This is a genomic window from Streptomyces sp. NPDC018019 (assembly GCF_044327805.1).
Classification (GTDB): Bacteria; Actinomycetota; Actinomycetes; order Streptomycetales; family Streptomycetaceae; genus Streptomyces.
Genome location: NZ_JBIRGD010000001.1, coordinates 182,588 through 207,613, shown reverse-complemented (window position 1 = coordinate 207,613; position 25,026 = coordinate 182,588). Strand labels below are relative to the sequence as shown.

Sequence of the window (25,026 nt, the reverse complement as noted above, 5' to 3'; positions counted from 1 at the left end):
GTGAACCGGCCCCCGCGCCTGCGGACAATGGGCGCGTGCCCCTCACCACAGAGCCGACCGAGTCGCAGCACCGCCGCCGCGCCGAGCGCACGCCGTACGTGGACCTGACGCGCGCCGAGTGGAGCGCCCTGCGGGAGAAGACACCGCTGCCGCTGACCGCGGAGGAGGTCGAGCGGCTGCGCGGTCTGGGCGACGTGATCGACCTGGACGAGGTGCGCGACGTCTACCTCCCGCTGTCCCGGCTGCTCAACCTGTACGTGGGCGCCACCAGCAACCTGCGCGGCGCGCTGAACACCTTCCTCGGCGACGCGGGCGGCGGCCACGGGGCGCAGCCCGGCACGCCCTTCGTCATAGGGGTCGCGGGCAGCGTGGCGGTCGGCAAGTCCACCACCGCCCGGCTCCTCCAGGCGCTGCTGGCCCGCTGGCCGGAGCACCCGCGCGTCGAACTGGTCACCACCGACGGCTTCCTGTTCCCCAACGCCGAGCTGCACCGCCGCGGCCTGATGTCGCGCAAGGGCTTCCCCGAATCGTACGACCGCCGGGCGCTGACCCGCTTCGTGGCCGATGTGAAGTCCGGCAAGGCCGAGGTCAGCGCGCCGGTCTACTCCCACCTGATCTACGACATCGTGCCGGGCGAACGGCTGACCGTGCACCGCCCCGACGTCCTGATCGTCGAGGGCCTGAACGTCCTGCAGCCCGCGCTGCCCGGCAAGGACGGCCGCACCCGGCTCGGCCTCGCCGACTTCTTCGACTTCTCGGTGTACGTGGACGCCCGTACCGAGGACATCGAGCAGTGGTACCTGGGCCGCTTCCGCAAGCTGCGCGACACCGCCTTCCAGAACCCGTTCTCGTACTTCCGCAAGTACACCCAGGTTTCCGAGGAAGAAGCCCTCGACTACGCTCGGATGATCTGGCGCACCGTCAACAAGCCCAACCTGGAACAGAACGTCGCACCGACCCGTGGCCGCGCCAACCTCGTGCTGCGCAAGGGGCCCGACCACAAGGTGCAGCGGCTCTCGCTGCGCAAGCTCTGACGCGGCCCGCCGCCGTCGCGCCACCCCGAGGAGTACGCCCGTGCTGCACCTGCGCCTGATCGTCCCCGCCGACCGTACGGACGACGTCGTACGCCTCGTGGAAGGGACCGTCGGCACCACCCACCTCGCCGTCCTGGCCGGCGCCGCGCGCGACCCGCGGGGCGACGTGGTCCTGTGCGACGTGGCCCGGGAGGCCGGTGACGGCCTGCTGCGCGAGCTGCGGGCACTCGGCATCGACCGGGACGGCGCCATCGCCGTCGAGCACATCGACCTCTCCTTGTCCGCCCGCGCGGACCGGGCGGAGAAGGACGCGCCCGGCGAGGGCGCGGACGCCGTGCTGTGGGAGTCGCTGACCGACGCCACCCACGAGGAGTCCACGCTCTCCGTCACCTATCTGGCGTTCCTGACGCTCGCCACGATGATCGCGGCCTGCGGCGTGGTGCTGGACAACGCGATCCTGATCGTCGGCGCGATGGCCGTCGGCCCGGAGTTCGGCCCGCTGGCCGGCATCTGTACGGCCCTGGTGCGCCGCGCGCCCCGGCTGGCCTGGCGCTCCCTGCTGGCGCTGGTCGTCGGCTTCGCGGTGGCGATGGCGGTGACGGTGGGGTTCAGTCTGTTCATGGACGCGGTGGGGCTCTTCCACGCCGGGGCGCTGACGGCCGAGCGCCCGAACACGAACTTCATCTACCGGCCGGACTGGTTCTCGTTCGTGGTCGCCGTGCTCGCCGGGATCGCCGGTGTCCTCTCGCTGACCTCGGCGAAGTCCGGCGCGCTGGTCGGCGTGGCGATCTCGGTCACCACCGTCCCGGCCGCCGCGAACGCCGCCGTCGCCTTCGGCTACAGCTCGTACAAGCAGGCGTGGGGCTCCACGGAGCAGCTGCTGCTGAACCTGGCCGGGATCGTCGTCGCGGGCACGCTGACGCTGCTGGCCCAGAAGCTCTTCTGGACCGGCAGCAAGCAGCGTGTACGTGCCTGAAAGCTAGCCGAGCGCCGACTTCACCACGTCGGCCAGGCGGCCGGCCACGGCCCCCGCCTGCTCGATGTCGGCGGCCTCGACCATGACCCGGACCAGCGGCTCGGTCCCGGAGGGACGCAGCAGCACCCGGCCGGTGGCCCCCAGCTCCTTCTCCGCCTCCGCGACCGCGGAGCTCAGCTCCGGCGACGTGCTCACCCGCGTCTTGTCCACGTCCGGCACGTTCACCAGCACCTGCGGCAGCCGCTCCATGACGCGGACCAGCTCGGCCAGCGGGCGGCCGGTCGCCGCGACGCGGGCGGCCAGCATCAGGCCGGTGAGGGTGCCGTCGCCGGTCGTGGCGTGGTCCAGCGCGATGACGTGGCCGGACTGCTCGCCGCCGAGCGCGTACCCGCCGGACTTCATCTCCTCCAGGACGTACCGGTCGCCGACCGCCGTCTGGACGAAGGTCAGGCCCTCGCGCTCCATGGCGAGCTTGAAGCCCAGGTTGGACATGACGGTCGCCACGACGGTGTTCCTGCGCAGCGTGCCGGCCTCGCGCATGCCGAGCGCCAGGACGGCCAGGATCTGGTCGCCGTCGATCTCGTTGCCTTTGTGGTCCACCGCAAGGCAGCGGTCCGCGTCGCCGTCGTGCGCCACACCGAGGTCCGCGCCGTGCTCGACGACGGCGGCGCGCAGCTTGGCGATGTGCGTGGAGCCGCAGTCGTCGTTGATGTTCAGGCCGTCGGGGTCGGTGCCGATGGTGACGACCTCGGCGCCGGCCCGGGCGAACGCCTCCGGGGAGACCCGGGAGGCCGCGCCGTGCGCACCGTCGATGACGATCTTCAGGCCGTCCAGGCGGTTGGGCAGCACGCCGATCAGATGGGCGACGTAGTTGTCGAAGCCCTGGTCGTAGTCCCTGACCCGGCCGACACCGGCGCCGGTGGGCCGGTCCCACGGCTCACCCGAGCTGTGCGCCCGGTACGTCCGCTCGATACGGTCCTCCAGCTCGTCGGCGAGCTTGTGGCCGCCGCGGGCGAAGAACTTGATGCCGTTGTCGGGCATCGGGTTGTGGCTGGCGGAGAGCATCACGCCCAGGTCCGCGCCGAGCGACCCGGTCAGGTACGCCACGGCCGGGGTCGGCAGCACACCCACCCGCAGGACGTCCACGCCCGCGCTGGCCAGGCCCGCGACCACGGCGGCCTCCAGGAACTCCCCCGACGCCCGCGGATCGCGGCCGACCACGGCCACCGGCCGATGCCCCTCAAACGTGCCGGCTTCCGCGAGCACGTGCGCCGCCGCGACCGAGAGACCGAGCGCCAGCTCGGCCGTCAGATCGGCGTTGGCGACACCGCGCACACCGTCCGTGCCGAAGAGTCGTCCCACTGGTGTCCTCCGAGTTGATGTACGTGGACCAGAGCATTGCGTCCAGGTATACGCCGCTGGTCCCGGATAGCCGAACGCCCCGGCAGCACGGATGGTGCCACCGGGGCGTTCGCCAAGAGCTGCGCGAGCAGCCAAGCGGCAATTAGCGCTTGCTGTACTGCGGCGCCTTGCGGGCCTTCTTCAGACCGGCCTTCTTGCGCTCGACCGCACGGTCGTCGCGCTTGAGGAAGCCGGCCTTCTTCAGCGGGCCGCGGTTGTTGTCCTCGTCCGCCTCGTTCAGCGCACGGGCCACACCCAGGCGCAGCGCGCCGGCCTGGCCGGAGATGCCGCCGCCGGAGATGCGGGCCACGACGTCGTAGCGGTTGTCCAGCTCGAGCACCTTGAAGGGCTCGTTGACTTCCTGCTGGTGCACCTTGTTCGGGAAGTAACCCTCAAGGGTGCGACCGTTGATCTTCCACTGGCCGGTGCCCGGGATGATCCGCACGCGGGCGATGGCGTTCTTGCGACGGCCGAGGCCGGCGGCCGGCTGCGGGTCGCCGAAGCGCGAGGCGAGCGACTCGGAGGTGTACTCGCCCTCCAGCGGGACCTCGGTCTCGGTGGTGTACTCCTCGACCTCGTCCAGCGGGGTCTCGGGGGTGGTCTCAGCCACGATTCTCCTCAGATTCTCTTCGTCTTAGGGGGTGGCCGGACTTACTGCGCGACCTGGGTGATCTCGAACGGGACCGGCTGCTGGGCAGCGTGCGGGTGCTCGGCGCCCGCGTAGACCTTCAGCTTCGAGAGCATCTGACGGCCCAGGGTGTTCTTGGGGAGCATGCCCTTGATGGCCTTCTCGACGGCCTTCTCCGGGTTCTTGGTGAGCAGGTCCTCGTAACGGACCGCACGCAGACCGCCCGGGAAACCGGAGTGGCGGTAGGCCATCTTCTGGATGCGCTTGTTGCCGGACAGGTGCACCTTGTCGGCATTGATGATGACGACGAAGTCGCCGGTGTCGACGTGCGGCGCGTACACCGGCTTGTGCTTACCCCGCAGGAGGGAAGCGGCCTGAGAGGCCAGACGGCCGAGGACGACGTCCTGGGCGTCGATGATGTGCCACTGGCGCTGGACATCGCCGGGCTTGGGGCTGAACGTACGCACGGTTAGCCTTCGCTTCTTCAGTGAATAGGGTCCTGTACTGGTCACTACGGCCGATCGCCAGCACTGGCGGCCCTCGGGTGACGCAACCCGGGTTCCTGCCGCTGCCCATCGGCCCGGTGAACCGGCGTAAGGGCCCCTCACGTGAGATAGAGCAAGCCAATACGCATAACGAACTGGCAGAATACCGGGCCGCCCCCAGCCGGGTCAAAACACGTCCCGAACCGGCGTACGATCCGCGCTCTCGGGCCCCACCGGCATGATAGCCACCGCCCGCAGCACCCGCGGCCGGACGCAGGTCCACGCCATGACGGCCGCCACGGTCCACAGCATCACCGCGTCCTTGAAGGCCCGCCGGTGCAGTGCCTCCAGATGCGGCCACGCCAGGCCGGAGACCTGCGGGACCAGGGCGATCCAGAACCAGACCGTACGGGACACCGAGCCCGGCAGGGCCACGGAGGCCACCAGCGGCGGCAGCACCACCAGCAGATAGTGGTCGAAGGACGGCCGGGACACCAGGAACGCCGCGAGCAGCAGCATCGCGGCGGTCTCGACGAGCCGCAGCGCGCCCTCGCCACCGCGCCGCCAGCGCACCCAGGCGCACCCGACACCGGCCCCCGCGGCCACCGCGGCGACCCCGTACGCCGCGGTCTCCGGCACGCCGAGCCGGGTCAGGATCATCCCGAGGGAGGCGTCGAAGGGCCGCGCGAAGCTGTCCTGCCCGTGCAGCAGAAACGGCAGCGTACGGGTGAAGAACATGCCCGGCCGCGGCATGACCAGGGCCGCCAGCACGGACGCCGCGGCCGGCACCGCCGCCGCCACCGCGAGGGCCCGCCACCGCCGCGCCAGCACCAGCAGCAGGAGCAGCGGCGCGAGCAGCGGCTTGAGGGCCAGCGCGAGCCCGAGGACGGCGCCCGCCGCCACCCACCGGGAGCGCAGCGCCAGCAGCAGCACCAGCGGCAGCGCCACCACGGAGGCCAGCGTCCAGTTCCCGATGTTGACCACGTTGCGGAACGGCTCGAAGAACGCCAGGGCCGCCACCCCGAGCGCCGCCAGCCGGCTCCGTACGGAGATCCGGAAGATCCGCAGCGAGACGCACCAGCCCAGCACCACCATGCCTACGCCCGCCACCGGCACCAGCAGCCGCAGCTTCCCGGCGGACAGCAGCGCTTCGGGCACCGCGGCCAGCACCGCGCTGGGCAGGTAGAGGAACCGCTTGTCGGCGTACGGGGCGTCGCCGTCCAGCAGCGCCCGCGCCGCCTTGACCACGAAGTCGTTGTCCATGCCGACGGTGGGGCTGTGCCGGTGGACGTGGAAGATCACCGCCGTCATCAGCGCGGCGGCCACCGCCCACAGGGGCCAGGGAGCCCGCCTGAGCAGCCACCCGACGACCGGGGAGCCCGCGCCCTCCACCCTTCCGGCGCCCGCTATGCCCGTTTTCTCCGTGCTCATGCGTCCATCTAAGGGCCGCCCCCACGGCCCCACCACCGGGCGGAGCCCAAGCGGTGACACACGGCTACCGGTTGCGTTCCGCCCTCCCCAAGCTCTTAACGAGCAGGGGGGACCCCCGCCTCGTCCCACACCGGCTCCGCCGTCTCCCGCACCCGCCCATCGGCCCCGAAGACCAGGTACCGGTCGAAGGACCGCGCGAACCAGCGGTCGTGCGTCACCGCCAGCACCGTGCCCTCGTACGCCTCCAGCCCTTCCTGAAGGGCCTCGGCGCTCTCCAGGTCGAGGTTGTCGGTCGGCTCGTCCAGCAGCAGGGCGGTCGTCCCCGCCAGCTCCAGCAGCAGGATCTGGAAACGCGCCTGCTGGCCGCCCGACAGCCGGTCGAAGCGCTGCTCGGCCTGGCGCTCCAGCTCGTACCGGCGCAGCGCGCTCATCGCCTTGCCGCGGTCCTTGGCGTGTTCCGTCCACAGGATGTCCAGAAGCGTGCGGCCCTCCAGCTCCGGATGCGCGTGGGTCTGCGCGAAGTGCCCGGGGACGACGCGGGCGCCCAGCTTCCACTTCCCCGTATGCGCGACGGGGTTCTCGGAGTCCCCCGCCAGCAGCCGCAGGAAGTGCGACTTCCCGGAGCCGTTCGACCCCAGCACCGCGACCCGCTCCCCGTAGAAGACCTCCAGGTCGAACGGCTTCATCAGCCCGGTCAGCTCAAGGTTCTCGCAGGTCACGGCCCGTACGCCGGTACGGCCACCGCGCAGCCGCATGGTGATCTCCTGCTCGCGCGGCGGCTCCGGCGGCGGGCCGGCCTCCTCGAACTTGCGCAGCCGGGTCTGCGCCGCGTGGTACCGGGAGGCCAGCTCATGGCTGTTCTCCGCCGCCTGCCGCAGGCTGCGCACCAGCTTCTTCAGCTGCTCGTGCTTCTCGTCCCAGCGCCGCCGCAGCTCCTCGAAGCGCGCGAAGCGCTCCTTGCGCGCCTCGTGGTAGGTGGCGAAGCCGCCGCCGTGCACCCACACGTCCGACCCGGCGGGCCCCGGCTCGACGCTGACGATCTTGTCGGCGGCGCGCGCCAGCAGCTCCCGGTCGTGGCTGACGAAGAGCACCGTCTTCTTCGTCTCGCGCAGCCGCTCCTCCAGCCAGCGCTTGGCCGGAACGTCCAGATAGTTGTCCGGTTCGTCCAAGAGCAGCACCTCGTCGGTGCCGCGCAGCAGCGACTCCAGCACCAGCCGCTTCTGCTCGCCGCCGCTGAGCGTGCGCACCTGCCGCCACTGGGCCTTCTCGTACGGGAGGCCCAGCGCGGCCATGGTGCACATGTCCCAGAGCGTCTCGGCCTCGTACCCGCGCGCCTCGGCCCAGTCGCTGAGCGCCTGCGCGTACCGCATCTGCGCGGCCTCGTCGTCCACCGTCATGACGGCGTGCTCGGCCGCGTCCACGGCCGCAGCCGCTTCCCTGATCCGCGGCTGCGCCACCGACACCAGCAGGTCCCGGACGGTCCGCTCGTCCCTCACCGACCCCACGAACTGCGGCATCACACCCAGCCCGCCGCTGACGGTCACCGTGCCGCCGTGCGGCTGGAGCTCCCCCGCGATCAGCCGCAGCAGCGTCGTCTTGCCCGCCCCGTTGGCGCCGACCAGGGCCACCGAGGCCCCCTCACCGACCCGGAAGGACACGTCGCCCAACAGCACCCGCCCATCCGGCAGGTAGTACTCCAGATGCCCGGCCTCCACGTGTCCCATGGGCCGGATTGTCGCCCCCCGCCCCCCGTTCCACCAACCGGTTTAGGATGCGCGGCATGAGCTTTGGGCATGGTGGGCCGTTCGGCCCCGGGGGACCGGACTCCTCGACTCCCGACTGGGAGGCGCTCGCCGAGGAGAGCGAAGCGCGCAGCAGGCGCCGGCGCTGGCTGTACATCGGCGGCGGCGCCCTCGCGACCGTCGCCGTGGCGGGCATCGTCGCCACCGCCGTCATCACCAGCAACAAGGGCAACGGCAACGACCTGCCGCACGCCCAGAAACTGCCGGACGAGCCCGACGCCCCCAAACCGTCCTTCTCCGAGGTCTCCGTCCCGCCGCCGCCGAACCCGCGGGACTACATCACCGACCCCAAGAAGGACACCGCGGCGCTCACCCCCGCCGGCCTCTTCCCCGACAAGACCATGGTCATCGGGAAGCGCTCCTACCCCCAGGTGACCACCGCCGCCACCGACGACTGCACGGCCGGCACCCACGGCGCGCTCGGCTCGGTGCTCAACGGCAACGGCTGCAAGAAGCTGCTGCGCGCCACGTACGCGAAGGACGGCGTCGCGGTCACCGTCGGCGTCGCCGTCTTCGACTCCAAGGCCGCCGCCTTCAAGGTCAAGGACGCCAACAAGCCCAGCCTCGCCCCGCTGGCCGGCGGCGGCGTCGGCTCCTTCTGCCAGGGCACGGCCTGCACGATGTACACCAACGCCACCGGCCGCTACGCGTACTTCACCATCGCCGGCAACCTCGACGGCTCGCCCGTCACCAAGGCATCCGCCAAGGCCCTCCAGATCGCCCGGGACGGCGGCCAGTACGCGTACAACCGCATCTGGCAGCGTGGCACGGACCAGGCGGCCAAGGCCGCCCGCGCCCAGTCCTGACGCCCGCGCCGGGGGCGGCTCAGCAGCAGCCGCCCCCGGGCAGGCTCCGCTTGTTGCGCGCCTCCTTGTTGCGCGCCATGAGCAGGTCGTCCGCCGGATAGCCGACCTCCTCCAGGGTCAGCCCATGCGGCCGTACGACGTGCACCGCCGAGTCCCGCACCCCGGCCGCCAGCACCTTCCCCGGCCACTCCACCGGCCGGTGCCCGTCCCCCACGAACAGCAGCGCGCCCACCAGCGAGCGCACCATGTTGTGGCAGAAGGCGTCCGCCTGCACGGTCGCCGTGATGATCCCGTCGGCGTCCCGCACCCAGCTCAGCTGCTGCAACGTGCGGATCGTCGTGGCACCCTCCCGCCGCTTGCAGTACGCCGCGAAGTCGTGCTCCCCCAGCAGCGCCTGCGACGCCGCGTTCATCGCGTCCACGTCCAGAGCCCAGTCGTGCCACAACACGTGACCGCGCAGCAGCGGGTCCACCCCGCCCGGGTGATCCGTCACCCGGTAGGCGTACCGCCGCCAGATCGCCGAGAACCGCGCGTTGAAACCGTACGGCGCCTCCGCAACCCGCCACACCCGTACGTCCTTCGGCAGCCGCCCGGCCAGCCGCCGCAGCAGCTTGTCCGCGTGCTCGGCCCACAGCTCCGCGGGCAGGTCCACGTGCGCCACCTGGCCGCGCGCGTGCACCCCGGCGTCCGTCCGGCCGGCCACCGTCAGCTCGTACGTCTCGGCCGAGCGCGTCACCGTCCGCAGCGCGGTCTCCAGCTCCTCCTGGACCGTGCGCCGCGCCCGCTGCTTCGCCCAGCCGGAGAAGTCCTTGCCGTCGTACGAAAGGTCCAGCCGCACCCGGACGAACCCGGGCTCCACTTCATCGCTCACGCGTGCATCCTCTCAAGCGGAACGGGCCCGCCCCCCTGAGGGGAGCGGGCCCGTCCGGTGGCCTGTGTCAGGCTCAGGCGTCCTTCGACTCCTCGGCCGGGGCCTCGGCGGCCTCGCCCTTGGTGTCCTCGGCCTTGGCGGCCTCGTCGGACTCCTTCACCGCGCGCTTGGTCGCGGCCTCGGCCTCGGCAACGGTGGCCTTCTTGGCGATCTCGCCCTCGACCAGCTCGATGACCGCCATCGCGGCGTTGTCGCCACGACGGTTGCCGATCTTGGTGATACGGGTGTAACCACCCGGACGCTCCGCGAAGCGCGGCGCGATCTCCGTGAAGAGCGTGTGCACGACGCTCTTGTCCGAGATCAGCTGCATGACCTGACGGCGGTTGTGCAGGTCGCCCTTCTTCGCCTTGGTCACCAGACGCTCGGCGTACGGACGCAGACGACGGGCCTTGGCCTCGGTCGTGGTGATGCGACCGTGCTCGAAGAGAGCGGTGGCCAGGTTGCGCAGCATCAGACGCTCGTGCGCGGCGCTGCCGCCCAGACGGGCACCCTTGGCGGGCTTCGGCATGGTATTTCTCCTTCATTGCTGCACCGGCCGTATCAGGTACCGGTGTCAGTTCCCGCGGGGCGGGTGCCCCGCGGAAGTTCGTGCGTTTCAAGCCCGTCCGGCGATTGAGGACGAGGCCTCAGGGCCGATCAAGCCTGCACCCGAAGTACGGCGGGCCGTCGTTCCCGGCCGACCCGCCGCAGGCGGGCTCAGTACTGCTCGGTCTCCACGAAACCCGCATCCGCGTCGTCGTCGGCGCCAAAGGCGTCGGCGGCGGCGGTCGGGTCGAACCCGGGAGGCGAGTCCTTCAGGGCCAGGCCCATGCCGGCCAGCTTCGCCTTGACCTCGTCGATCGACTTCGCACCGAAGTTGCGGATGTCGAGCAGGTCCGCCTCGGAGCGGGCCACCAGCTCGCCCACCGAGTGGATGCCCTCGCGCTTGAGGCAGTTGTACGACCGAACGGTGAGCTCCAGCTCCTCGATCGGCAGCGCCAGGTCGGCGGCCAGGGCGGCGTCCGTCGGGGACGGGCCCATGTCGATGCCCTCGGCGTCGATGTTGAGCTCGCGCGCCAGGCCGAACAGCTCGACCAGGGTCTTGCCGGCCGACGCCATGGCGTCACGGGGACGCATGGCCTGCTTGGTCTCGACGTCGACGATCAGCTTGTCGAAGTCGGTGCGCTGCTCGACACGGGTCGCCTCGACCTTGTAGGTGACCTTGAGGACCGGCGAGTAGATGGAGTCGACCGGGATGCGGCCGATCTCCTGGCCGACCTGCTTGTTCTGCACGGCGGAGACGTAGCCGCGACCGCGCTCGACGGTCAGCTCCATCTCCAGCTTGCCCTTGCCGTTGAGGGTGGCGAGGACCAGGTCGGGGTTGTGCACCTCGACACCGGCCGGCGGGGCGATGTCCGCGGCGGTGACCAGGCCGGGGCCCTGCTTGCGCAGGTACATCACGACCGGCTCGTCGTGCTCCGAGGAGACGACCAGCTGCTTGATGTTGAGGATGAGGTCGGTGACGTCCTCCTTGACGCCCGGCACGGTGGTGAACTCGTGCAGGACACCGTCGATGCGGATGGACGTGACCGCCGCACCCGGGATCGAGGAGAGGAGCGTACGACGCAGGGAGTTGCCGAGGGTGTAGCCGAAGCCCGGCTCCAGCGGCTCGATCACGAACCGGGAGCGGTATTCGTCGACGACCTCTTCGGTCAGCGAGGGACGCTGAGCGATCAGCATGAGGTTTTTCGCCTTCCAGTCTTGGCACCCGCTATTTGATGCCAGCTGCGCCGGACGGTGGCCCGGCGGTTTCTACAAGGGTACGGGCGGCACGGCGCGGCTCCCAGGAGTCGCGGCGTACCGCCCGAAAAGTGCCCGGTGCCGGGCCGCGCCGGAGCGCGGACCGACCGGCTGCGGCCTGTCGAGACCGCGCGTCGTCAGACGCGACGACGCTTGGGGGGACGGCAGCCGTTGTGCGGCGTCGGGGTGACGTCCTGGATCGAGCCGACCTCCAGGCCGGTGGCCTGGAGCGAGCGGATCGCGGTCTCACGGCCGGAGCCGGGACCCTTGACGAAGACGTCGACCTTGCGCATGCCGTGCTCCTGCGCGCGGCGGGCGGCCGACTCGGCCGCCATCTGCGCGGCGAACGGCGTGGACTTGCGCGAGCCCTTGAAGCCCACGTGGCCCGCCGAGGCCCAGGAGATCACGTTGCCCGTGGGGTCGGTGATCGAAACGATGGTGTTGTTGAACGTGCTCTTGATGTGAGCGTGCCCGTGGGCAACGTTCTTCTTCTCCTTGCGGCGCACCTTCTTGGCGCCGGCCGTACGGCCCTTCGGAGGCATGTATTACTCCCGTGGAGGTGGTCGGTCCTGCAGGGACCGCTGAACAGCGTCCGCTGAGGACTACTTCTTGCCCGGCTTCTTCTTGCCGGCGATCGCGCGACGCGGGCCCTTGCGGGTACGGGCGTTCGTGCTGGTGCGCTGACCGTGCACCGGCAGGCCGCGGCGGTGACGCAGACCCTGGTAGCAGCCGATCTCGACCTTGCGGCGGATGTCGGCCTGGATCTCGCGACGGAGGTCACCCTCGGTCTTGAGGTTGTTGTCCACGTACTCGCGGATCTTGACCAGGTCTTCCTCGGCCAGGTCGCGAACGCGGGTGTCCGGGTTCACGCCGGTGGCGGCGAGGGTCTGCTGCGACAGGGTGCGCCCGATGCCGAAGACGTAGGTGAGGGCGACCTCGACGCGCTTGTCGCGCGGGAGATCAACGCCTGCGAGGCGTGCCATGGATGTGGCTCCTGGGGTATTCGGAGGTCTTCCGCAGCACCGTTCCCGTAAGACTCTTGAGCATTACGAGCCGGGTCCCCGGCCTCCGAGCCGGGGGTGTCGTCCCCGCGCGATGGAACGCGAGGGGTCGGGTGACTGCGTATGTACGTATTGCTGTGCGTTTGCGTCGCGCGAAGAAACTGCGAAATGCAGAGAGGTCGGCGTGCGTCAGCCCTGGCGCTGCTTGTGGCGCAGGTTGTCGCAGATCACCATGACCCGGCCGTGGCGGCGGATCACCTTGCACTTGTCGCAGATCTTCTTGACGCTCGGCTTGACCTTCATGGGATGTGAGGTTCTCCGGGTCAGTGCCGTCACCCCACGGGAGGGGGCGCCGACAAGATCTACTTGTAGCGGTAGACGATCCGGCCACGCGTCAGGTCGTACGGAGACAGCTCCACGACGACCCGGTCATCCGGGAGGATGCGGATGTAGTGCATCCGCATCTTGCCGCTGATGTGCGCGAGGACCTTGTGACCGTTCTGAAGCTCCACCTTGAACATCGCGTTCGGGAGGGACTCGATCACGGTGCCCTCGATTTCGATGGCACCTTGCTTCTTGGCCACGCTTCGCCCTTCGAATCGGCTACCTTGATCGACTTCGTACGGATGCATACCCGACAAACAGGCACACGGATGCACGACAGCCGACGCGTCAGTCTACGTCAGCGTTCCCGAAAAGACGAATCCACGATTATTGCCCACGCACAGTGATCGTTACGCCTCGGGGGCCGGGTCCATGCACACGCGCCGTACACGGGCGTCAGGCCAGCGGATCGGGCGCGGCCTCGATGCCCAGCTCGGCCAGCTTCGCCTTGCCGCCGTCCGGGGCGGTCAGCACCAGCGGGCCCTGCTCGGTCAGCGCGACCGAGTGCTCCCAGTGCGAGGACCAGCTGCCGTCGTTCGACTTGACCGTCCAGTCGTCTTCGAGGACGTGGGTCTTGGCCGTCCCCAGGTTGACCATGGGCTCGATGGCGATGCAGAAGCCCGGCACCAGCTTCGGGCCGCGGCCGCGCTTGCGGTCGACGTAGTTCAGCAGGTGCGGGTCCATGTGCATCTGCGAGCCGATGCCGTGGCCGCCGTAGTCCTCGACGATGCCGTACTTGCCGTTCGCCGGGCGCGGCTGCCGCCGGATGTAGCCCTCGATGGCCTTGGAGATGTCGACCAGGCGGTTGCCCTTGCGGACGGCCGCGATGCCGGCCCACATGGATTCCTCGGTCACCCGGCTCAGCTCGACCAGCTCCGGAGCGTGACCGGAGCCCACGAAGGCGGTGTAGGCCGCGTCGCCGTGCCAGCCGTCGATGATCGCGCCGCAGTCGATGGAGATGATGTCGCCGTCCTTCAGGACGGTCTCGGTGTCGGGGATGCCGTGCACGACGACGTCGTTGACCGACGTGCAGATCGTCGCGGGGAAGCCGCCGTACCCGAGGAAGTTCGACGTGGCGCCGTGCTCGGCCAGCACCTTGCGGGCGGCGTCGTCCAGGTCCTTGGTGGTGGCGCCGGGCACCGCCACCTCACGGGTGGCCGCGTGGATGGCGGCGACCACCAGCCCCGCTTCGCGCATCTTCGCGATCTGCTCGGGGGTCTTGATCTCCACCATGGGGGCTTACGCCTTCCTGAACCGACTACTACGACGCTGCTGCGGCGGCACGGGCCGCCCCATACACGATACGGCCGCGGGCCCGTCCCCGGGCACCGCGGCCGTACGCGTGGGTCTTGCCGCTGTCTACTGGCCCTGTCCCAGCGCGGCCATCGCGCGCTGGGTGACCTCGTCGACCTTGCCGAGGGCCGGGATCGTGACGACCAGGTCCTGCGCCTTGTAGTGGTCGATGATCGGCTCGGTCTCCGTGTGGTAGACCTCCAGCCGCTTGCGCACGGTCTGCTCGCGGTCGTCCTCGCGCTGGTAGAGGTCACCGCCGCAGATGTCGCAGACACCCTCGGTCTTCGGCTTGTGGTAGTCCACATGGAAGACATGGCTGCTGTCGTTGCGGCAGATCCGGCGGCCGGCGATCCGCTTGACCACCTCGTCCTCGGGGACCTCCAGGTCCAGGACGGCGTCCAGTTGCACGCCCTTGTCCTTGAGGTAGGCGTCCAGCGCCTCGGCCTGGCCCAGGTTGCGCGGGAAGCCGTCCAGCAGGAAGCCCTGCCGGCCGTCGTCCTGGTTCAGCCGGTCCTCGGCCATCGCGATCGTCACCGAGTCGGGCACCAGGTTGCCCGCGTCCATGTAGGACTTCGCCTCTTTGCCCAGGTCCGTGCCCTGGCTGATGTTGGCGCGGAACAGGTCGCCCGTGGAGATGTGCGGGATCGAGAGGTTCTTGGCCAGGTACGCGGCCTGCGTACCCTTACCTGCCCCAGGAGGCCCGACGAGGACGATTCGCATCAGCGGAGGAACCCTTCGTAGTTGCGCTGCTGGAGCTGGCTCTCGATCTGCTTCACGGTCTCCAGACCCACACCCACGATGATCAGGATGCTCGTCCCGCCGAACGGGAAGTTCTGGTTGGCCTTGAACAGCACCAACGCCACTGTTGGCACCAGCGCGATCAGACCCAGGTACAGCGAGCCCGGCCACGTGATCCGGTTGAGCACGTAGCTGAGGTACTCGGCCGTGGGGCGACCGGCCCGGATGCCCGGGATGAAGCCACCATACTTCTTCATGTTGTCGGCAACTTCCTCGGGGTTGAAGGAGATGGCGACGTAGAAGAACGCGAAGAAGACGATCAGCAGGAAGTACGTGACGATGTAGACCGGGTGGTTGCCCTTGGTGAAGTTGGTTTCGATCCAGACCGCCCAGCCCGCCTTCGACCCGCTGAACTGGGCCACCAGTGCCGGGATGTAGAGCAGCGAGGAGGCGAAGATGACGGGGATCACGCCCGCCTGGTTCACCTTGAGCGGGATGTAGGTGGACGTACCGCCGTACGAGCGGCGGCCGATCATCCGCTTGGCGTACTGGACGGGGATCCGCCGCTGGGCCTGCTCGACGAAGACCACCAGGGCGACCATCGCCAGACCCACCACGATGACGGCGAAGAACTCGATCCAGCCGTCGGCCAGCTTGCCGGACATCTTGATCTGCCACAGCGAGCCGGGGAAGCCGGCCGCGATGCCGACGAACATCAGGATCGACATGCCGTTGCCGATGCCGCGGTCGGTGACCAGCTCACCGAGCCACATGACCATGGCCGTACCGGCGGTCATCGTGATGACCATCGTGATCGTCGTGAAGATCGAGTCGCTCGGCACGATCTCGCTGGCGACCGGGCAGCCCTGGAACAGCGCGCCGCTCTTGGCGGTGGCGACCAGGCCGGTGCCCTGCAGGACTGCCAGCGCGACGGTCAGGTACCGGGTGTACTGAGTGATCTTCGCCTGTCCGGTCTGACCCTCTTTCTTGAGGGCCTCCAGACGGGGGATGACCACGGTCAGCAGCTGGAGGATGATGCTCGCCGTGATGTACGGCATGATCCCCAGCGCGAAGATCGTGATCTGGAGCAGCGCACCACCGCTGAACATGTTCACCAGGCCGAAGAGACCGCCATTGGCACCGGCCTGCTTCATGCAGGTGTCGACATTGGAGTAGTTCACCCCGGGCACCGGAACGTGCGCTCCGAGCCGGTAGACGAGCACGATGCCCAATGTGAACAGCAGCTTCTTGCGCAGGTCGGGCGTCTTGAACGCTCGGGCGAACGCGGTGAGCACGGTGCCTCCTGCGCCTCCCGCCTCTGGAGCGAGAGGTGACGGTCTTGAGGATCAACGAATACAAAGCGGCCAAAACCGCGCAGACATTAGCCCACGCGGTGGGGGTCCGGGGGAAGAACCCCCGGAAAATACAGCAACAGTGCACGCCACCTTACCGGCGACCATGCCCCCCTTGGAACGACCAACCGGGGATGCCCCAATACGTGGGCATCCCCGGTCGGTTGATTCACTGAGCTCAGATGAGCTCGGTGACGCTGCCACCGGCAGCGGTGATCTTCTCCTTGGCGGAGCCGGAGACGGAGTCCACCGTCACCGTCAGCGCCACGGAGATCTCGCCCTGGCCCAGGACCTTGACGAGCTCGTTCTTGCGCACCGCGCCCTTGGCGACCAGGTCGGCCACCGTGACCTCGCCACCCTGCGGGTAGAGCGCGGCCAGCTTGTCCAGGTTCACGACCTGGAACTGCTTGTGGGCGGGGTTCTTGAAGCCCTTCAGCTTCGGGAGGCGCATGTGCAGCGGCATCTGGCCGCCCTCGAAGCGCTCCGGAACCTGGTAACGGGCCTTGGTGCCCTTGGTACCACGACCAGCGGTCTTACCCTTGGACGCCTCACCACGACCCACACGGGTCTTGGCGGTCTTGGCGCCCGGGGCAGGACGGAGGTTGTGGACCTTCAGCGGGTTGTTCTCCGCCATGTCAGTCGACCTCCTCGACCGTCACGAGGTGGCGGACGGTGTGCACCATGCCGCGGTACTCGGGGCGGTCCTCCTTGACAACCACGTCGTTGACCCGCTTGAGGCCGAGCGAACGCAGGGTGTCGCGGTGGTTCTGCTTGCTGCCGATGATGGACTTGGTCTGCGTGATCTTGAGCGAAGCCATTACGCGTTCACCCCGGCACGCGCCCGCAGCAGAGCGGCGGGAGCAACGTCCTCCAGCGGCAGACCACGACGGGCCGCGATCTCCTCGGGGCGCTGCAGGCCCCGCAGAGCGGCCACCGTGGCGTGCACGATGTTGATCGGGTTCGACGAGCCGAGCGACTTGCTCAGCACGTCGTGGATGCCCGCGCACTCCAGGACGGCGCGCACCGGGCCACCGGCGATCACACCGGTACCGGGGGAAGCCGGCTTGAGCAGGACGACGCCCGCAGCCTCTTCGCCCTGGATCGGGTGCGGGATGGTGCCGGCGATACGGGGGACCTTGAAGAAGTGCTTCTTGGCCTCCTCAACACCCTTGGCGATGGCGGCCGGCACCTCCTTGGCCTTGCCGTAACCGACACCCACGGTGCCGTCACCGTCGCCCACCACGACCAGCGCGGTGAAGCTGAAGCGACGACCACCCTTCACAACCTTGGCGACGCGGTTGATTGCGACAACACGCTCGACGTAAGCGGTCTTCTCGGCAGCTGCGCCGCCGTCCCGCCGGTCCTTACGGTCCCGCCGCTCGCCGCCACCGGCACCGCTTCCGCGGCGCTGGGGTCCAGCCATTGGAATTACCTCTCTCTGTTACTCCCTCCCGAACCGTCACCGGCGCAGGAGGGGCCCAGTAGCTACGGAACCGGGACTTAGAACTTCAGTCCGGCTTCGCGGGCTGCATCGGCCAGAGCGGCAATCCGCCCGGCGTACTGCTTACCACCACGGTCGAACACGACGGCCTCGACGCCGGCGGCCTTGGCGCGCTCGGCGACCAGGGAACCGACCTGCTTGGCCAGATCCGTCTTGTTGCCCTCGCCGCCGCGGATCGACGCGTCCAGGGTCGACGCCGACGCCAGGGTGTGACCCTTGATGTCGTCGATGACCTGGGCGGTGATACCGCGGTTGGACCGCGTCACGACCAGACGCGGACGCTCCGGCGTACCCGAAATCCGCTTGCGGATGCGGATGTGGCGACGCTTGGCGGCGGCGCGCTTGTAGGCGTCGCCCTTCGCGACCTTCACACCGTATGCCATGGCTTACTTACCAGCCTTTCCGACCTTGCGGCGGATGACCTCGCCGGCGTACTTGACGCCCTTGGCCTTGTACGGGTCGGGCTTGCGCAGCTTGCGGATGTTCGCGGCGACCTCGCCGACCTTCTGCTTGTCGATGCCCTCGACGCTCAGCTTGGTCGGGGACTCGACCTTGAACGAGATGCCCTCGGGCGCCTCGACCAGGATCGGGTGGCTGTAACCGAGCGAGAACTCCAGGTTGGAGCCCTTCGCCTGGACGCGGTAACCGACACCGCTGATTTCGAGCGCCTTCGTGAATCCCTGGGTCACGCCGGTGATCATGTTCGCCACCAGCGTGCGGGACAGGCCGTGCAGGGCCTTGTTCTGACGCTCGTCGTTCGGGCGGGTGACGCTGATGACGCCGTCCTCACCCTTGGCGACCTCGATGGGCGCGGCGACGGTGTGCTGCAGGGAGCCCTTGGGACCCTTCACCGAAACCGTGCGGCCGTCGATGGTGACGTCCACACCAGCGGGAACCTGGATGGGCAGCTTGCCAATACGCGACATTGGCTATTCCTCCGTTCCCGGGTTACCAGACGTAGGCGAGGACTTCCCCACCCACGCCCTTCTTCTGCGCCTGCTGGCCGGTGAGGAGACCGTGCGACGTGGAGATGATCGCCACGCCCAGGCCGCCGAGCACCTTCGGCAGGTTGGTGGACTTTGCGTAGACCCGCAGGCCCGGCTTCGAGATGCGCTTGATGCCGGCGATCGAGCGCTCGCGGTTGGGGCCGAACTTCAGCTCCAGGACGAGGTTCTTGCCGACCTCGGCGTCCTCGACCTTCCAGCCGGTGATGTAACCCTCCTGCTGGAGGATCTCCGCGATGTGCGACTTGATCTTGCTGTGCGGCATCACGACGGTGTCGTGGTACGCCGAGTTCGCGTTCCGCAGACGCGTGAGCATGTCTGCGATGGGGTCAGTCATGGTCATGAATTGGCCTTCGGCCTCTCTCGCCGGGGTTTCCTGTATGCGCCATCCCTCTCCCCGAGCAGGGTCGGGACGGGTGCGGCGCGGGGACCTTCGGCGTAGTAAGTCGTTCCTGGGCGGCGGGGCGCCCAACCCTTCTACCCTACGGGATCAGAGGGCGGGGCCCCGCCGAACAGATGCTTACCGAGAGACTCCGGAACCACCCACGTGATTCCTGCCGCCCGCCAGGCGCCCAAGGGGGCGCTGGTCGGACGTGCGGGAGGGGGTGTTACCAGGAGCTCTTGGTCACGCCCGGCAGCTCGCCACGGTGAGCCATCTCACGGAGGCACACGCGGCACAGGCCGAACTTGCGGTACACGGAGTGCGGCCGGCCGCAGCGCTGGCAACGCGTGTACGCGCGCACAGCGAACTTCGGCTTGCGGGCCGCCTTAGCGATCAGAGCCTTCTTCGCCACGGTCAGTTCTCCTTGAACGGGAAGCCGAGGTGACGAAGCAGGGCGCGGCCCTCATCGTCGTTGGACGCCGTGGTGACCACGGTGATGTCCATGCCCCGCTGCCGGTCGATCTTGTCCTGGTCGATCTCGTGGAACATGACCTGCTCCGTGAGACCGAAGGTGTAGTTGCCCCGACCGTCGAACTGCTTCGGGGACAGACCACGGAAGTCGCGGATGCGCGGGAGCGCGAGCGACAGCAGGCGGTCCAGGAACTCCCACATGCGGTCACCGCGGAGGGTGACGTGGGCACCGATCGGCTGGCCCTCGCGCAGCTTGAACTGCGCGATGGACTTACGGGCCTTGGTGACGGCCGGCTTCTGGCCGGTGATCGTGGTGAGGTCCTTGATGGCACCCTCGATCAGCTTGGAGTCGCGGGCGGCGTCGCCCACACCCATGTTGACCACGATCTTGGTCAGACCGGGGATCTGCATGACGTTCTCGTAGGAGAACTCGTCCTTCAGCTTCCCGGCGATCTCTTCGCGGTAGCGCTGCTTGAGGCGCGGCGCGTTGGTGGTGGCAGTCATCAGATGTCCTCACCGGTCCGCTTGGCAACGCGGATCTTGTTGCCTTCGTCGTCGAAGCGGTACCCGACGCGGGTGACGACCTTCTTGCCGTCCTTCTCCACGACGAGCTGCACGTTGCTCACGTGGATCGGGGCCTCGGTCGTCACGATGCCGCCGGTCTTCGAGCCGCGAGCGGTCTGACCGGCCTTGGTGTGCTTCTTGACCCGGTTGACACCCTCGACCAGGACACGGTCCTCGCGGGGGAAGGCCGCGATGACCTTGCCCTGCTTGCCCTTGTCCTTGCCGGTGATGATCTGGACCAGGTCGCCCTTCTTGATCTTCATCGGTTACAGCACCTCCGGCGCGAGCGAGATGATCTTCATGAACTTCTTCTCGCGCAGCTCCCGGCCCACGGGGCCGAAGATGCGGGTGCCGCGGGGGTCGCCATCGTTCTTGAGGATGACGGCCGCGTTCTCGTCGAAGCGGATGTACGAGCCGTCCGGACGGCGGCGCTCCTTGACGGTGCGAACGATGACCGCCTTGACGACGTCACCCTTCTTCACGTTGCCACCGGGGATCGCATCCTTGACGGTGGCGACGATGACGTCACCGATGCCCGCGTAGCGGCGGCCCGAACCACCGAGAACACGGATGGTGAGAATTTCCTTCGCACCCGTGTTGTCGGCGACCCGAAGCCGCGACTCCTGCTGGATCACGTCTATCTCCTGATCGTCTGCCGGTTCCCGGCGGGGGCCTCATTGCTGAGGCCCACCGCCGAGCCTGGCGGAACTGACCTGGGGGAAACCCCCCAGGCGGTATCTAGCGGAATTCCCGAACGGGAAATTCCTTACTTGGCCTTCTCGAGGATCTCGACGATGCGCCAGCGCTTGCTCGCCGAAAGCGGACGCGTCTCCATCAGGAGGACGCGGTCGCCGACACCGGCAGCGTTCTGCTCGTCGTGCGCCTTGAGCTTGTTCGTACGGCGGATGACCTTGCCGTACAGCGCGTGCTTGACACGGTCCTCGACGGCGACGACGACGGTCTTGTCCATCTTGTCGCTGACGACCAGACCCTCGCGGGTCTTGCGGAAACCGCGCTCGTTCGTCTCAGTCACATTCTTCTCGCTCATCAGGCGCTCTCCACCGTCTCGATGCCGAGCTCGCGCTCCCGCATCAGGGTGTAGATCCGGGCGATGTCCTTGCGGACGGCCTTCAGCCGGCCGTGGTTCTCAAGCTGTCCGGTCGCCGCCTGGAAGCGGAGGTTGAACAGCTCCTCCTTGGCCTCGCGGAGCTTCCCAACGAGGTCCTCGTTGTTCAGCTCGCGCAGCTCGGTCGCCTTGGTACCGGCCGCCATCACGACTCACCTGCCTCGCGCCGCACGATGCGGCACTTCATCGGAAGCTTGTGGGCGGCGCGGGTCAGCGCCTCCTTCGCAACCTTTTCGTTCGGGAAGGACAGCTCGAACATCACCCGACCGGGCTTGACGTTCGCGACCCACCACTCCGGAGAACCCTTACCGGAACCCATGCGGGTCTCGGCCGGCTTCTTCGTCAGCGGGCGGTCCGGGTAAATGTTGATCCAGACCTTGCCGCCACGCTTGATGTGACGGGTCATGGCGATACGAGCGGACTCGATCTGCCGGTTCGTCACGTAGGCGGGGGTCACGGCCTGAATGCCGTACTCACCGAAGGCAAGCTCGGTGCCACCCTTGGCCATACCGTTGCGCTTCGGGTGGTGCTGCTTGCGGTGCTTGACCCTGCGAGGGATCAGCATGTCGGTCAGCCCTCCGTTCCGGTGCTCTCAGCAGCCGGAGCAGCGGCAGCGGCCTCGGCCTTGGGGGCCTCGGCAGCGGCGTTCTGCTGCGGCTTGCGGCCGCCACGGCCGCCGCGCTCGCCACCGCGGCGCGGACGGTCGTTGCCACCACGGGCCGGGCGGTTGCCCGCACGGGCCGCGGCGTTCTCGGCGCGGACCTCGGCGATGTTCTTGACGTCGCCCTTGTAGATCCAGACCTTCACACCGATACGGCCGAAGGTGGTCTTGGCCTCGAAGAAGCCGTAGTCGACGTTGGCGCGGAGCGTGTGCAGGGGCACGCGGCCCTCGCGGTAGAACTCCGAGCGCGACATCTCGGCGCCGCCGAGACGGCCACCACACTGGATCTTGATGCCCTTGGCGCCGGCCTTCATCGTCGACTGCATGCTCTTGCGCATGGCGCGACGGAAGGAGACGCGGGAGGACAGCTGCTCGGCGACGGCCTGGGCCACGAGCTGAGCATCGGTCTCGGGGTTCTTGACCTCGAGGATGTTCAGCTGGACCTGCTTGCCGGTCAGCTTCTCCAGTTCGCCGCGGATGCGGTCGGCCTCGGCGCCGCGGCGGCCGATGACGATGCCCGGACGAGCGGTGTGGATGTCGACGCGGACGCGCTCACGGGTGCGCTCGATCTCCACCTTGGAGATACCGGCGCGCTCCATGCCCTTCGTCATCATGCGACGAATGGCGACGTCTTCCTTGACGTAGTCCTTGTACAGCTTGTCGGCGTACCAGCGCGACTTGAAGTCGGTGGTGATGCCGAGCCGGAACCCGTGCGGGTTTACCTTCTGGCCCATTACCGGGTTCCTTCCTTGCTGCTGACGACCACGGTGATGTGGCTGGTCCGCTTGCGGATCCGGTAGGCACGGCCCTGGGCGCGCGGCCGGAACCGCTTCAGGGTCGGGCCCTCGTCGACGTACGCCTCGCTGATGAACAGCTGGGAGGCGTCCGTGTGGTCGTAGTTGTGCGCGGCATTGGCAATGGCGCTGTCCAGCACCTTGCCCACGGGCACACTGGCGGCCTGCGGGGCGAAACGCAGGACCGCCTGAGCCTCCGTGGCATCCATGCCACGGATAAGGTCCACCACGCGGCGGGCCTTCATGGGCGTGACGCGGATGTACCGCGCCTGGGCCCTGGCTTCCATGGTTGTCCCTTCGGTGTCAGTCATAGTCTTCGCACTCCGCCGATCAACGACGACGCGACTTGCGGTCGTCCTTCTCGTGCCCGCGGAAGGTGCGGGTCGGCGCAAACTCGCCGAGCTTGTGGCCGACCATCGACTCGGTGACGAACACCGGGACGTGCTTGCGGCCGTCGTGCACCGCGATCGTGTGGCCGAGCATGGCCGGGACGATCATCGAGCGGCGGGACCAGGTCTTGATGACGTTCTTGGTGCCGGCTTCGTTCTGCGTGTCCACCTTCTTGATCAGGTGGTCGTCGACGAAGGGCCCCTTCTTGAGACTACGCGGCATCTAAACCCGCTCCTAGCGCTTCTTGTTCGTCTTGCGGCGGCGGACGATGTACTTGTTCGAAGCCTTCTTCGGCGAACGCGTACGACCCTCCTTCTGGCCCCAGGGCGAGACCGGGTGGCGACCACCGGAAGTCTTGCCCTCACCACCACCGTGCGGGTGGTCGACCGGGTTCATCACGACACCACGCACGGTCGGGCGGACGCCCTTCCAGCGCATACGGCCGGCCTTGCCCCAGTTGATGTTCGACTGCTCGGCGTTGCCGACCTCGCCGACGGTGGCGCGGCAGCGCACGTCGACCAGGCGGATCTCACCGGACGGCATACGAAGGTGGGCCATGGAGCCCTCCTTCGCCAGCAGCTGCACGGAGGCACCCGCGGAACGGGCGAACTTCGCGCCGCCGCCGGGCCGCAGCTCGATGGCGTGGATCGTCGTACCGACCGGGATGTGGCGCAGCGGCAGGTTGTTGCCCGGCTTGATGTCGGCACCGGGGCCGTTCTCGATCCGAGCGCCCTGCACCAGGCCACGGGGGGCGATGATGTAGCGCTTCTCGCCGTCTGCGTAGTGCAGCAGCGCGATGCGCGCGGTGCGGTTCGGGTCGTACTCGATGTGCGCGACCTTGGCCGGCACGCCGTCCTTGTCGTGACGACGGAAGTCGATCACGCGGTAGGCGCGCTTGTGGCCACCGCCCTGGTGGCGAACGGTCACACGACCGGCGTTGTTACGGCCGCCCTTGCTGTGCAGCGGGCGGACCAGCGACTTCTCCGGCGTGGACCGCGTGATCTCGACAAAGTCGGCGACGCTGGAGCCACGACGGCCCGGGGTCGTCGGCTTGTACTTGCGGATACCCATTTCTCAGTCCTCGTCCGATTCCGGACGACTCGGACTCCGTTAGGAGACCGGGCCGCCGAAGATGTCGATACGGTCGCCCTCGGCGAGGGTCACGATGGCGCGCTTGGTGTTGGCGCGCTTGCCGAAACCGCTGCGGGTGCGCTTGCGCTTGCCCTGGCGGTTGATCGTGTTGACCCCGGTGACCTTGACCGAGAAGACCGCCTCGACGGCCTGCTTGATCTGGGTCTTGTTCGCACGCGGGTCGACGATGAACGTGTACTTGTTCTCGTCCAGCAGCGCGTAGCTCTTCTCGGACACGACCGGCTTGACGAGAATGTCGCGCGGGTCCGTGAAGGACTTGCTGGTGACGGTCGCCTCAGCCATCAGGCGGCGCTCCCTTCGGTCTCAACGGCCTTGGGGCCAGACACGAAGGACTCGAAGGCGGCCTTGGTGAAGACCACGTCGTCGGAGACGAGCACGTCGTACGTGTTCAGCTGGCCCGGCTCCAGGATGTGGACCTGGGGCAGGTTGCGGGCGGACAGCCACGCGGCCTCGTCGGCGCGCTCGGCGACCAGCAGCACGTGCTTGCGCTCGCTGACCTTGCCGAGGAGAGCCTTGGCGGCCTTGGTGGAGATCTCGCCCTCGACCACGCCGGAGACGACGTGGATGCGGCTGTTGCGGGCCCGGTCGGTGAGGGCACCGCGCAGCGCGGCGGCCTTCATCTTCTTCGGGGTCCGCTGGCTGTAGTCACGCGGCACGGGGCCGTGGACGACGCCACCACCGGCGAACTGCGGCGCACGGGTCGAACCCTGACGGGCGCGGCCGGTGCCCTTCTGGCGGTACGGCTTCTTGCCACCGCCGCGGACCTCGCCGCGAGTCTTGGTCTTGTGCGTGCCCTGACGGGCCGCGGCCAGCTGGGCGACGACGACCTGGTGGATCAGCGGGATGCTGACCTTCGCGTCGAAGATCTCCGCGGGGAGCTCGACGGTCCCGGCCTTGTCGCCTGCCGGCGAAAGGATGTCAATGGTGCTCATCGGTTACC

Annotated in this window: 37 protein-coding genes; 3 read left to right on the top strand and 34 right to left on the bottom strand. The window is 68.6% G+C overall.

What is annotated here, in order from left to right:
- Positions 1–35: 35 nt before the first annotated feature.
- Both coaA and ACH4FX_RS01040 read left to right on the top strand, forming a co-directional pair.
- Positions 36–1,034, top strand: coding sequence for a type I pantothenate kinase (coaA, locus tag ACH4FX_RS01045; RefSeq protein ID WP_398474070.1), 999 nt, complete (start codon positions 36–38; stop codon positions 1,032–1,034).
- Between the two features lie 40 nt (positions 1,035–1,074).
- A complete protein-coding gene (locus ACH4FX_RS01040) occupies positions 1,075–2,010 on the top strand; it encodes a DUF389 domain-containing protein (protein ID WP_398474069.1) in 936 nt (311 codons plus the stop codon).
- A 3-nt stretch (positions 2,011–2,013) separates the two neighbouring features.
- On the opposite strand, the gene glmM is transcribed toward ACH4FX_RS01040, so the two are convergent.
- From glmM to ACH4FX_RS01015, 5 genes are all read right to left on the bottom strand, one after another.
- Positions 2,014–3,372, bottom strand: coding sequence for a phosphoglucosamine mutase (gene glmM, locus ACH4FX_RS01035; protein ID WP_398474068.1), 1,359 nt, complete (start codon positions 3,370–3,372; stop codon positions 2,014–2,016).
- Positions 3,373–3,514: 142 nt separating this feature from the next.
- A complete protein-coding gene (gene rpsI, locus ACH4FX_RS01030; protein ID WP_030589680.1) occupies positions 3,515–4,021 on the bottom strand; it encodes a 30S ribosomal protein S9 in 507 nt (168 codons plus the stop codon).
- 41 nt (positions 4,022–4,062) lie between these two features.
- Positions 4,063–4,506, bottom strand: coding sequence for a 50S ribosomal protein L13 (gene rplM, locus ACH4FX_RS01025; protein ID WP_398474067.1), 444 nt, complete (start codon positions 4,504–4,506; stop codon positions 4,063–4,065).
- A 204-nt stretch (positions 4,507–4,710) separates the two neighbouring features.
- Positions 4,711–5,955, bottom strand: a complete 1,245-nt coding sequence (locus ACH4FX_RS01020; RefSeq protein ID WP_398474066.1) for a glycosyltransferase 87 family protein — start codon at positions 5,953–5,955, stop codon at positions 4,711–4,713.
- A gap of 95 nt (positions 5,956–6,050) precedes the next feature.
- A complete protein-coding gene (locus tag ACH4FX_RS01015; RefSeq protein WP_398474065.1) occupies positions 6,051–7,679 on the bottom strand; it encodes an ABC-F family ATP-binding cassette domain-containing protein in 1,629 nt (542 codons plus the stop codon).
- Between the two features lie 56 nt (positions 7,680–7,735).
- On the opposite strand from ACH4FX_RS01015, the gene ACH4FX_RS01010 reads away from it, so the two are divergent.
- Positions 7,736–8,563, top strand: a complete 828-nt coding sequence (locus ACH4FX_RS01010; RefSeq protein WP_398474064.1) for a hypothetical protein — start codon at positions 7,736–7,738, stop codon at positions 8,561–8,563.
- A 19-nt stretch (positions 8,564–8,582) separates the two neighbouring features.
- Here the strand turns inward: ACH4FX_RS01010 and truA are convergent, their stop codons facing one another.
- The 29 genes from truA to rplD form a co-directional block, all read right to left on the bottom strand.
- Entirely contained in the window at positions 8,583–9,434 is an 852-nt protein-coding gene (gene truA, locus ACH4FX_RS01005) for a tRNA pseudouridine(38-40) synthase TruA (protein ID WP_398474063.1), read from the bottom strand.
- Positions 9,435–9,507: 73 nt separating this feature from the next.
- Complete coding sequence (rplQ, locus tag ACH4FX_RS01000) at positions 9,508–10,002, bottom strand: 50S ribosomal protein L17 (protein ID WP_398474062.1); 495 nt, start codon at positions 10,000–10,002, stop codon at positions 9,508–9,510.
- Positions 10,003–10,190: 188 nt separating this feature from the next.
- Positions 10,191–11,213 carry a DNA-directed RNA polymerase subunit alpha gene (locus tag ACH4FX_RS00995; RefSeq protein ID WP_003956430.1) on the bottom strand — a complete coding sequence of 341 codons (1,023 nt, stop codon included), beginning with the start codon at positions 11,211–11,213 and terminating at the stop codon, positions 10,191–10,193.
- Between the two features lie 197 nt (positions 11,214–11,410).
- The gene (gene rpsK, locus ACH4FX_RS00990; RefSeq protein WP_004571845.1) at positions 11,411–11,815 is read right to left on the bottom strand and encodes a 30S ribosomal protein S11; all 405 of its coding nucleotides are present in this window, start codon (positions 11,813–11,815) and stop codon (positions 11,411–11,413) included.
- 60 nt (positions 11,816–11,875) lie between these two features.
- Complete coding sequence (rpsM, locus tag ACH4FX_RS00985; RefSeq protein WP_004571844.1) at positions 11,876–12,256, bottom strand: 30S ribosomal protein S13; 381 nt, start codon at positions 12,254–12,256, stop codon at positions 11,876–11,878.
- 207 nt (positions 12,257–12,463) lie between these two features.
- A complete protein-coding gene (gene rpmJ, locus ACH4FX_RS00980; RefSeq protein WP_003956441.1) occupies positions 12,464–12,577 on the bottom strand; it encodes a 50S ribosomal protein L36 in 114 nt (37 codons plus the stop codon).
- Positions 12,578–12,636: 59 nt separating this feature from the next.
- Entirely contained in the window at positions 12,637–12,858 is a 222-nt protein-coding gene (infA, locus tag ACH4FX_RS00975) for a translation initiation factor IF-1 (protein ID WP_003956442.1), read from the bottom strand.
- A 196-nt stretch (positions 12,859–13,054) separates the two neighbouring features.
- Complete coding sequence (map, locus tag ACH4FX_RS00970; RefSeq protein ID WP_398474061.1) at positions 13,055–13,891, bottom strand: type I methionyl aminopeptidase; 837 nt, start codon at positions 13,889–13,891, stop codon at positions 13,055–13,057.
- Between the two features lie 126 nt (positions 13,892–14,017).
- Positions 14,018–14,671, bottom strand: coding sequence for an adenylate kinase (locus ACH4FX_RS00965; protein ID WP_398474060.1), 654 nt, complete (start codon positions 14,669–14,671; stop codon positions 14,018–14,020).
- Positions 14,671–15,984 (bottom strand): preprotein translocase subunit SecY, encoded by a 1,314-nt coding sequence (gene secY, locus ACH4FX_RS00960; RefSeq protein ID WP_398474059.1) that lies wholly within the window; start codon positions 15,982–15,984, stop codon positions 14,671–14,673. The genes ACH4FX_RS00965 and secY overlap by 1 nt, the downstream gene beginning before the upstream one ends.
- A gap of 235 nt (positions 15,985–16,219) precedes the next feature.
- Positions 16,220–16,675 carry a 50S ribosomal protein L15 gene (rplO, locus tag ACH4FX_RS00955; protein WP_004571840.1) on the bottom strand — a complete coding sequence of 152 codons (456 nt, stop codon included), beginning with the start codon at positions 16,673–16,675 and terminating at the stop codon, positions 16,220–16,222.
- Position 16,676: 1 nt separating this feature from the next.
- Positions 16,677–16,859, bottom strand: a complete 183-nt coding sequence (gene rpmD, locus ACH4FX_RS00950) for a 50S ribosomal protein L30 (RefSeq protein ID WP_004571839.1) — start codon at positions 16,857–16,859, stop codon at positions 16,677–16,679.
- Positions 16,859–17,464 (bottom strand): 30S ribosomal protein S5, encoded by a 606-nt coding sequence (rpsE, locus tag ACH4FX_RS00945; RefSeq protein WP_004571838.1) that lies wholly within the window; start codon positions 17,462–17,464, stop codon positions 16,859–16,861. Before rpsE ends, rpmD begins: the two co-directional genes overlap by 1 nt.
- A 77-nt stretch (positions 17,465–17,541) precedes the next feature.
- Positions 17,542–17,925, bottom strand: coding sequence for a 50S ribosomal protein L18 (gene rplR, locus ACH4FX_RS00940; protein ID WP_030375637.1), 384 nt, complete (start codon positions 17,923–17,925; stop codon positions 17,542–17,544).
- A gap of 3 nt (positions 17,926–17,928) precedes the next feature.
- On the bottom strand, positions 17,929–18,468 hold the full coding sequence (rplF, locus tag ACH4FX_RS00935) for a 50S ribosomal protein L6 (RefSeq protein ID WP_398347791.1): 540 nt from the start codon (positions 18,466–18,468) through the stop codon (positions 17,929–17,931).
- 22 nt (positions 18,469–18,490) lie between these two features.
- Complete coding sequence (gene rpsH, locus ACH4FX_RS00930) at positions 18,491–18,889, bottom strand: 30S ribosomal protein S8 (RefSeq protein ID WP_304463373.1); 399 nt, start codon at positions 18,887–18,889, stop codon at positions 18,491–18,493.
- A 265-nt stretch (positions 18,890–19,154) separates the two neighbouring features.
- A complete protein-coding gene (locus ACH4FX_RS00925) occupies positions 19,155–19,340 on the bottom strand; it encodes a type Z 30S ribosomal protein S14 (RefSeq protein ID WP_004571834.1) in 186 nt (61 codons plus the stop codon).
- A gap of 2 nt (positions 19,341–19,342) precedes the next feature.
- A complete protein-coding gene (gene rplE, locus ACH4FX_RS00920; RefSeq protein ID WP_030016984.1) occupies positions 19,343–19,903 on the bottom strand; it encodes a 50S ribosomal protein L5 in 561 nt (186 codons plus the stop codon).
- Positions 19,903–20,226, bottom strand: a complete 324-nt coding sequence (gene rplX, locus ACH4FX_RS00915) for a 50S ribosomal protein L24 (protein WP_004571832.1) — start codon at positions 20,224–20,226, stop codon at positions 19,903–19,905. Before rplX ends, rplE begins: the two co-directional genes overlap by 1 nt.
- A 3-nt stretch (positions 20,227–20,229) precedes the next feature.
- Positions 20,230–20,598 (bottom strand): 50S ribosomal protein L14, encoded by a 369-nt coding sequence (gene rplN / locus ACH4FX_RS00910; RefSeq protein ID WP_003974257.1) that lies wholly within the window; start codon positions 20,596–20,598, stop codon positions 20,230–20,232.
- A 131-nt stretch (positions 20,599–20,729) separates the two neighbouring features.
- Entirely contained in the window at positions 20,730–21,011 is a 282-nt protein-coding gene (gene rpsQ / locus ACH4FX_RS00905) for a 30S ribosomal protein S17 (protein WP_030589651.1), read from the bottom strand.
- Complete coding sequence (gene rpmC / locus ACH4FX_RS00900; protein WP_004571830.1) at positions 21,011–21,235, bottom strand: 50S ribosomal protein L29; 225 nt, start codon at positions 21,233–21,235, stop codon at positions 21,011–21,013. Before rpmC ends, rpsQ begins: the two co-directional genes overlap by 1 nt.
- Positions 21,235–21,654, bottom strand: a complete 420-nt coding sequence (gene rplP / locus ACH4FX_RS00895; protein WP_004571829.1) for a 50S ribosomal protein L16 — start codon at positions 21,652–21,654, stop codon at positions 21,235–21,237. The genes rpmC and rplP overlap by 1 nt, the downstream gene beginning before the upstream one ends.
- Before the next feature lie 5 nt (positions 21,655–21,659).
- Positions 21,660–22,484: a 30S ribosomal protein S3 gene (gene rpsC / locus ACH4FX_RS00890; protein WP_030589649.1), complete on the bottom strand. Its 825-nt coding sequence runs from the start codon at positions 22,482–22,484 to the stop codon at positions 21,660–21,662.
- Positions 22,484–22,831 carry a 50S ribosomal protein L22 gene (gene rplV, locus ACH4FX_RS00885; protein WP_398474582.1) on the bottom strand — a complete coding sequence of 116 codons (348 nt, stop codon included), beginning with the start codon at positions 22,829–22,831 and terminating at the stop codon, positions 22,484–22,486. The genes rpsC and rplV overlap by 1 nt, the downstream gene beginning before the upstream one ends.
- Positions 22,832–22,874: 43 nt before the next feature.
- Entirely contained in the window at positions 22,875–23,156 is a 282-nt protein-coding gene (gene rpsS / locus ACH4FX_RS00880) for a 30S ribosomal protein S19 (protein WP_020869258.1), read from the bottom strand.
- Between the two features lie 12 nt (positions 23,157–23,168).
- Entirely contained in the window at positions 23,169–24,005 is an 837-nt protein-coding gene (gene rplB, locus ACH4FX_RS00875; RefSeq protein WP_030677025.1) for a 50S ribosomal protein L2, read from the bottom strand.
- 39 nt (positions 24,006–24,044) lie between these two features.
- Entirely contained in the window at positions 24,045–24,368 is a 324-nt protein-coding gene (gene rplW, locus ACH4FX_RS00870; protein WP_398474058.1) for a 50S ribosomal protein L23, read from the bottom strand.
- On the bottom strand, positions 24,368–25,018 hold the full coding sequence (rplD, locus tag ACH4FX_RS00865) for a 50S ribosomal protein L4 (protein ID WP_398474057.1): 651 nt from the start codon (positions 25,016–25,018) through the stop codon (positions 24,368–24,370). The genes rplW and rplD overlap by 1 nt, the downstream gene beginning before the upstream one ends.
- Positions 25,019–25,026: the final 8 nt, after the last annotated feature.

Excerpts from the sequence above, each read along its gene's own strand:
- ACH4FX_RS01020 (WP_398474066.1), bottom strand. The coding sequence starts at position 5,955 with ATGAGCACGGAGAAAACGGGCATAGCGGGCGCCGGAAGGGTGGAGGGC.
- ACH4FX_RS01015 (WP_398474065.1), bottom strand. The coding sequence starts at position 7,679 with ATGGGACACGTGGAGGCCGGGCATCTGGAGTACTACCTGCCGGATGGG.
- ACH4FX_RS01010 (WP_398474064.1), top strand. The coding sequence starts at position 7,736 with ATGAGCTTTGGGCATGGTGGGCCGTTCGGCCCCGGGGGACCGGACTCC.
- rplQ (WP_398474062.1), bottom strand. The coding sequence starts at position 10,002 with ATGCCGAAGCCCGCCAAGGGTGCCCGTCTGGGCGGCAGCGCCGCGCAC.
- ACH4FX_RS00995 (WP_003956430.1), bottom strand. The coding sequence starts at position 11,213 with ATGCTGATCGCTCAGCGTCCCTCGCTGACCGAAGAGGTCGTCGACGAA.
- rpsK (WP_004571845.1), bottom strand. The coding sequence starts at position 11,815 with ATGCCTCCGAAGGGCCGTACGGCCGGCGCCAAGAAGGTGCGCCGCAAG.
- rpsM (WP_004571844.1), bottom strand. The coding sequence starts at position 12,256 with ATGGCACGCCTCGCAGGCGTTGATCTCCCGCGCGACAAGCGCGTCGAG.
- rpmJ (WP_003956441.1), bottom strand. The coding sequence starts at position 12,577 with ATGAAGGTCAAGCCGAGCGTCAAGAAGATCTGCGACAAGTGCAAGGTG.
- map (WP_398474061.1), bottom strand. The coding sequence starts at position 13,891 with ATGGTGGAGATCAAGACCCCCGAGCAGATCGCGAAGATGCGCGAAGCG.
- ACH4FX_RS00965 (WP_398474060.1), bottom strand. The coding sequence starts at position 14,671 with ATGCGAATCGTCCTCGTCGGGCCTCCTGGGGCAGGTAAGGGTACGCAG.
- rplO (WP_004571840.1), bottom strand. The coding sequence starts at position 16,675 with ATGGCGGAGAACAACCCGCTGAAGGTCCACAACCTCCGTCCTGCCCCG.
- rpmD (WP_004571839.1), bottom strand. The coding sequence starts at position 16,859 with ATGGCTTCGCTCAAGATCACGCAGACCAAGTCCATCATCGGCAGCAAG.
- rpsE (WP_004571838.1), bottom strand. The coding sequence starts at position 17,464 with ATGGCTGGACCCCAGCGCCGCGGAAGCGGTGCCGGTGGCGGCGAGCGG.
- rplR (WP_030375637.1), bottom strand. The coding sequence starts at position 17,925 with ATGGCATACGGTGTGAAGGTCGCGAAGGGCGACGCCTACAAGCGCGCC.
- rplF (WP_398347791.1), bottom strand. The coding sequence starts at position 18,468 with ATGTCGCGTATTGGCAAGCTGCCCATCCAGGTTCCCGCTGGTGTGGAC.
- rpsH (WP_304463373.1), bottom strand. The coding sequence starts at position 18,889 with ATGACCATGACTGACCCCATCGCAGACATGCTCACGCGTCTGCGGAAC.
- rplE (WP_030016984.1), bottom strand. The coding sequence starts at position 19,903 with ATGACTGCCACCACCAACGCGCCGCGCCTCAAGCAGCGCTACCGCGAA.
- rplX (WP_004571832.1), bottom strand. The coding sequence starts at position 20,226 with ATGAAGATCAAGAAGGGCGACCTGGTCCAGATCATCACCGGCAAGGAC.
- rpsQ (WP_030589651.1), bottom strand. The coding sequence starts at position 21,011 with ATGAGCGAGAAGAATGTGACTGAGACGAACGAGCGCGGTTTCCGCAAG.
- rpmC (WP_004571830.1), bottom strand. The coding sequence starts at position 21,235 with ATGGCGGCCGGTACCAAGGCGACCGAGCTGCGCGAGCTGAACAACGAG.
- rplP (WP_004571829.1), bottom strand. The coding sequence starts at position 21,654 with ATGCTGATCCCTCGCAGGGTCAAGCACCGCAAGCAGCACCACCCGAAG.
- rpsC (WP_030589649.1), bottom strand. The coding sequence starts at position 22,484 with ATGGGCCAGAAGGTAAACCCGCACGGGTTCCGGCTCGGCATCACCACC.
- rplV (WP_398474582.1), bottom strand. The coding sequence starts at position 22,831 with ATGGAAGCCAGGGCCCAGGCGCGGTACATCCGCGTCACGCCCATGAAG.
- rpsS (WP_020869258.1), bottom strand. The coding sequence starts at position 23,156 with ATGCCGCGTAGTCTCAAGAAGGGGCCCTTCGTCGACGACCACCTGATC.
- rplB (WP_030677025.1), bottom strand. The coding sequence starts at position 24,005 with ATGGGTATCCGCAAGTACAAGCCGACGACCCCGGGCCGTCGTGGCTCC.
- rplW (WP_398474058.1), bottom strand. The coding sequence starts at position 24,368 with ATGGCTGAGGCGACCGTCACCAGCAAGTCCTTCACGGACCCGCGCGAC.
- rplD (WP_398474057.1), bottom strand. The coding sequence starts at position 25,018 with ATGAGCACCATTGACATCCTTTCGCCGGCAGGCGACAAGGCCGGGACC.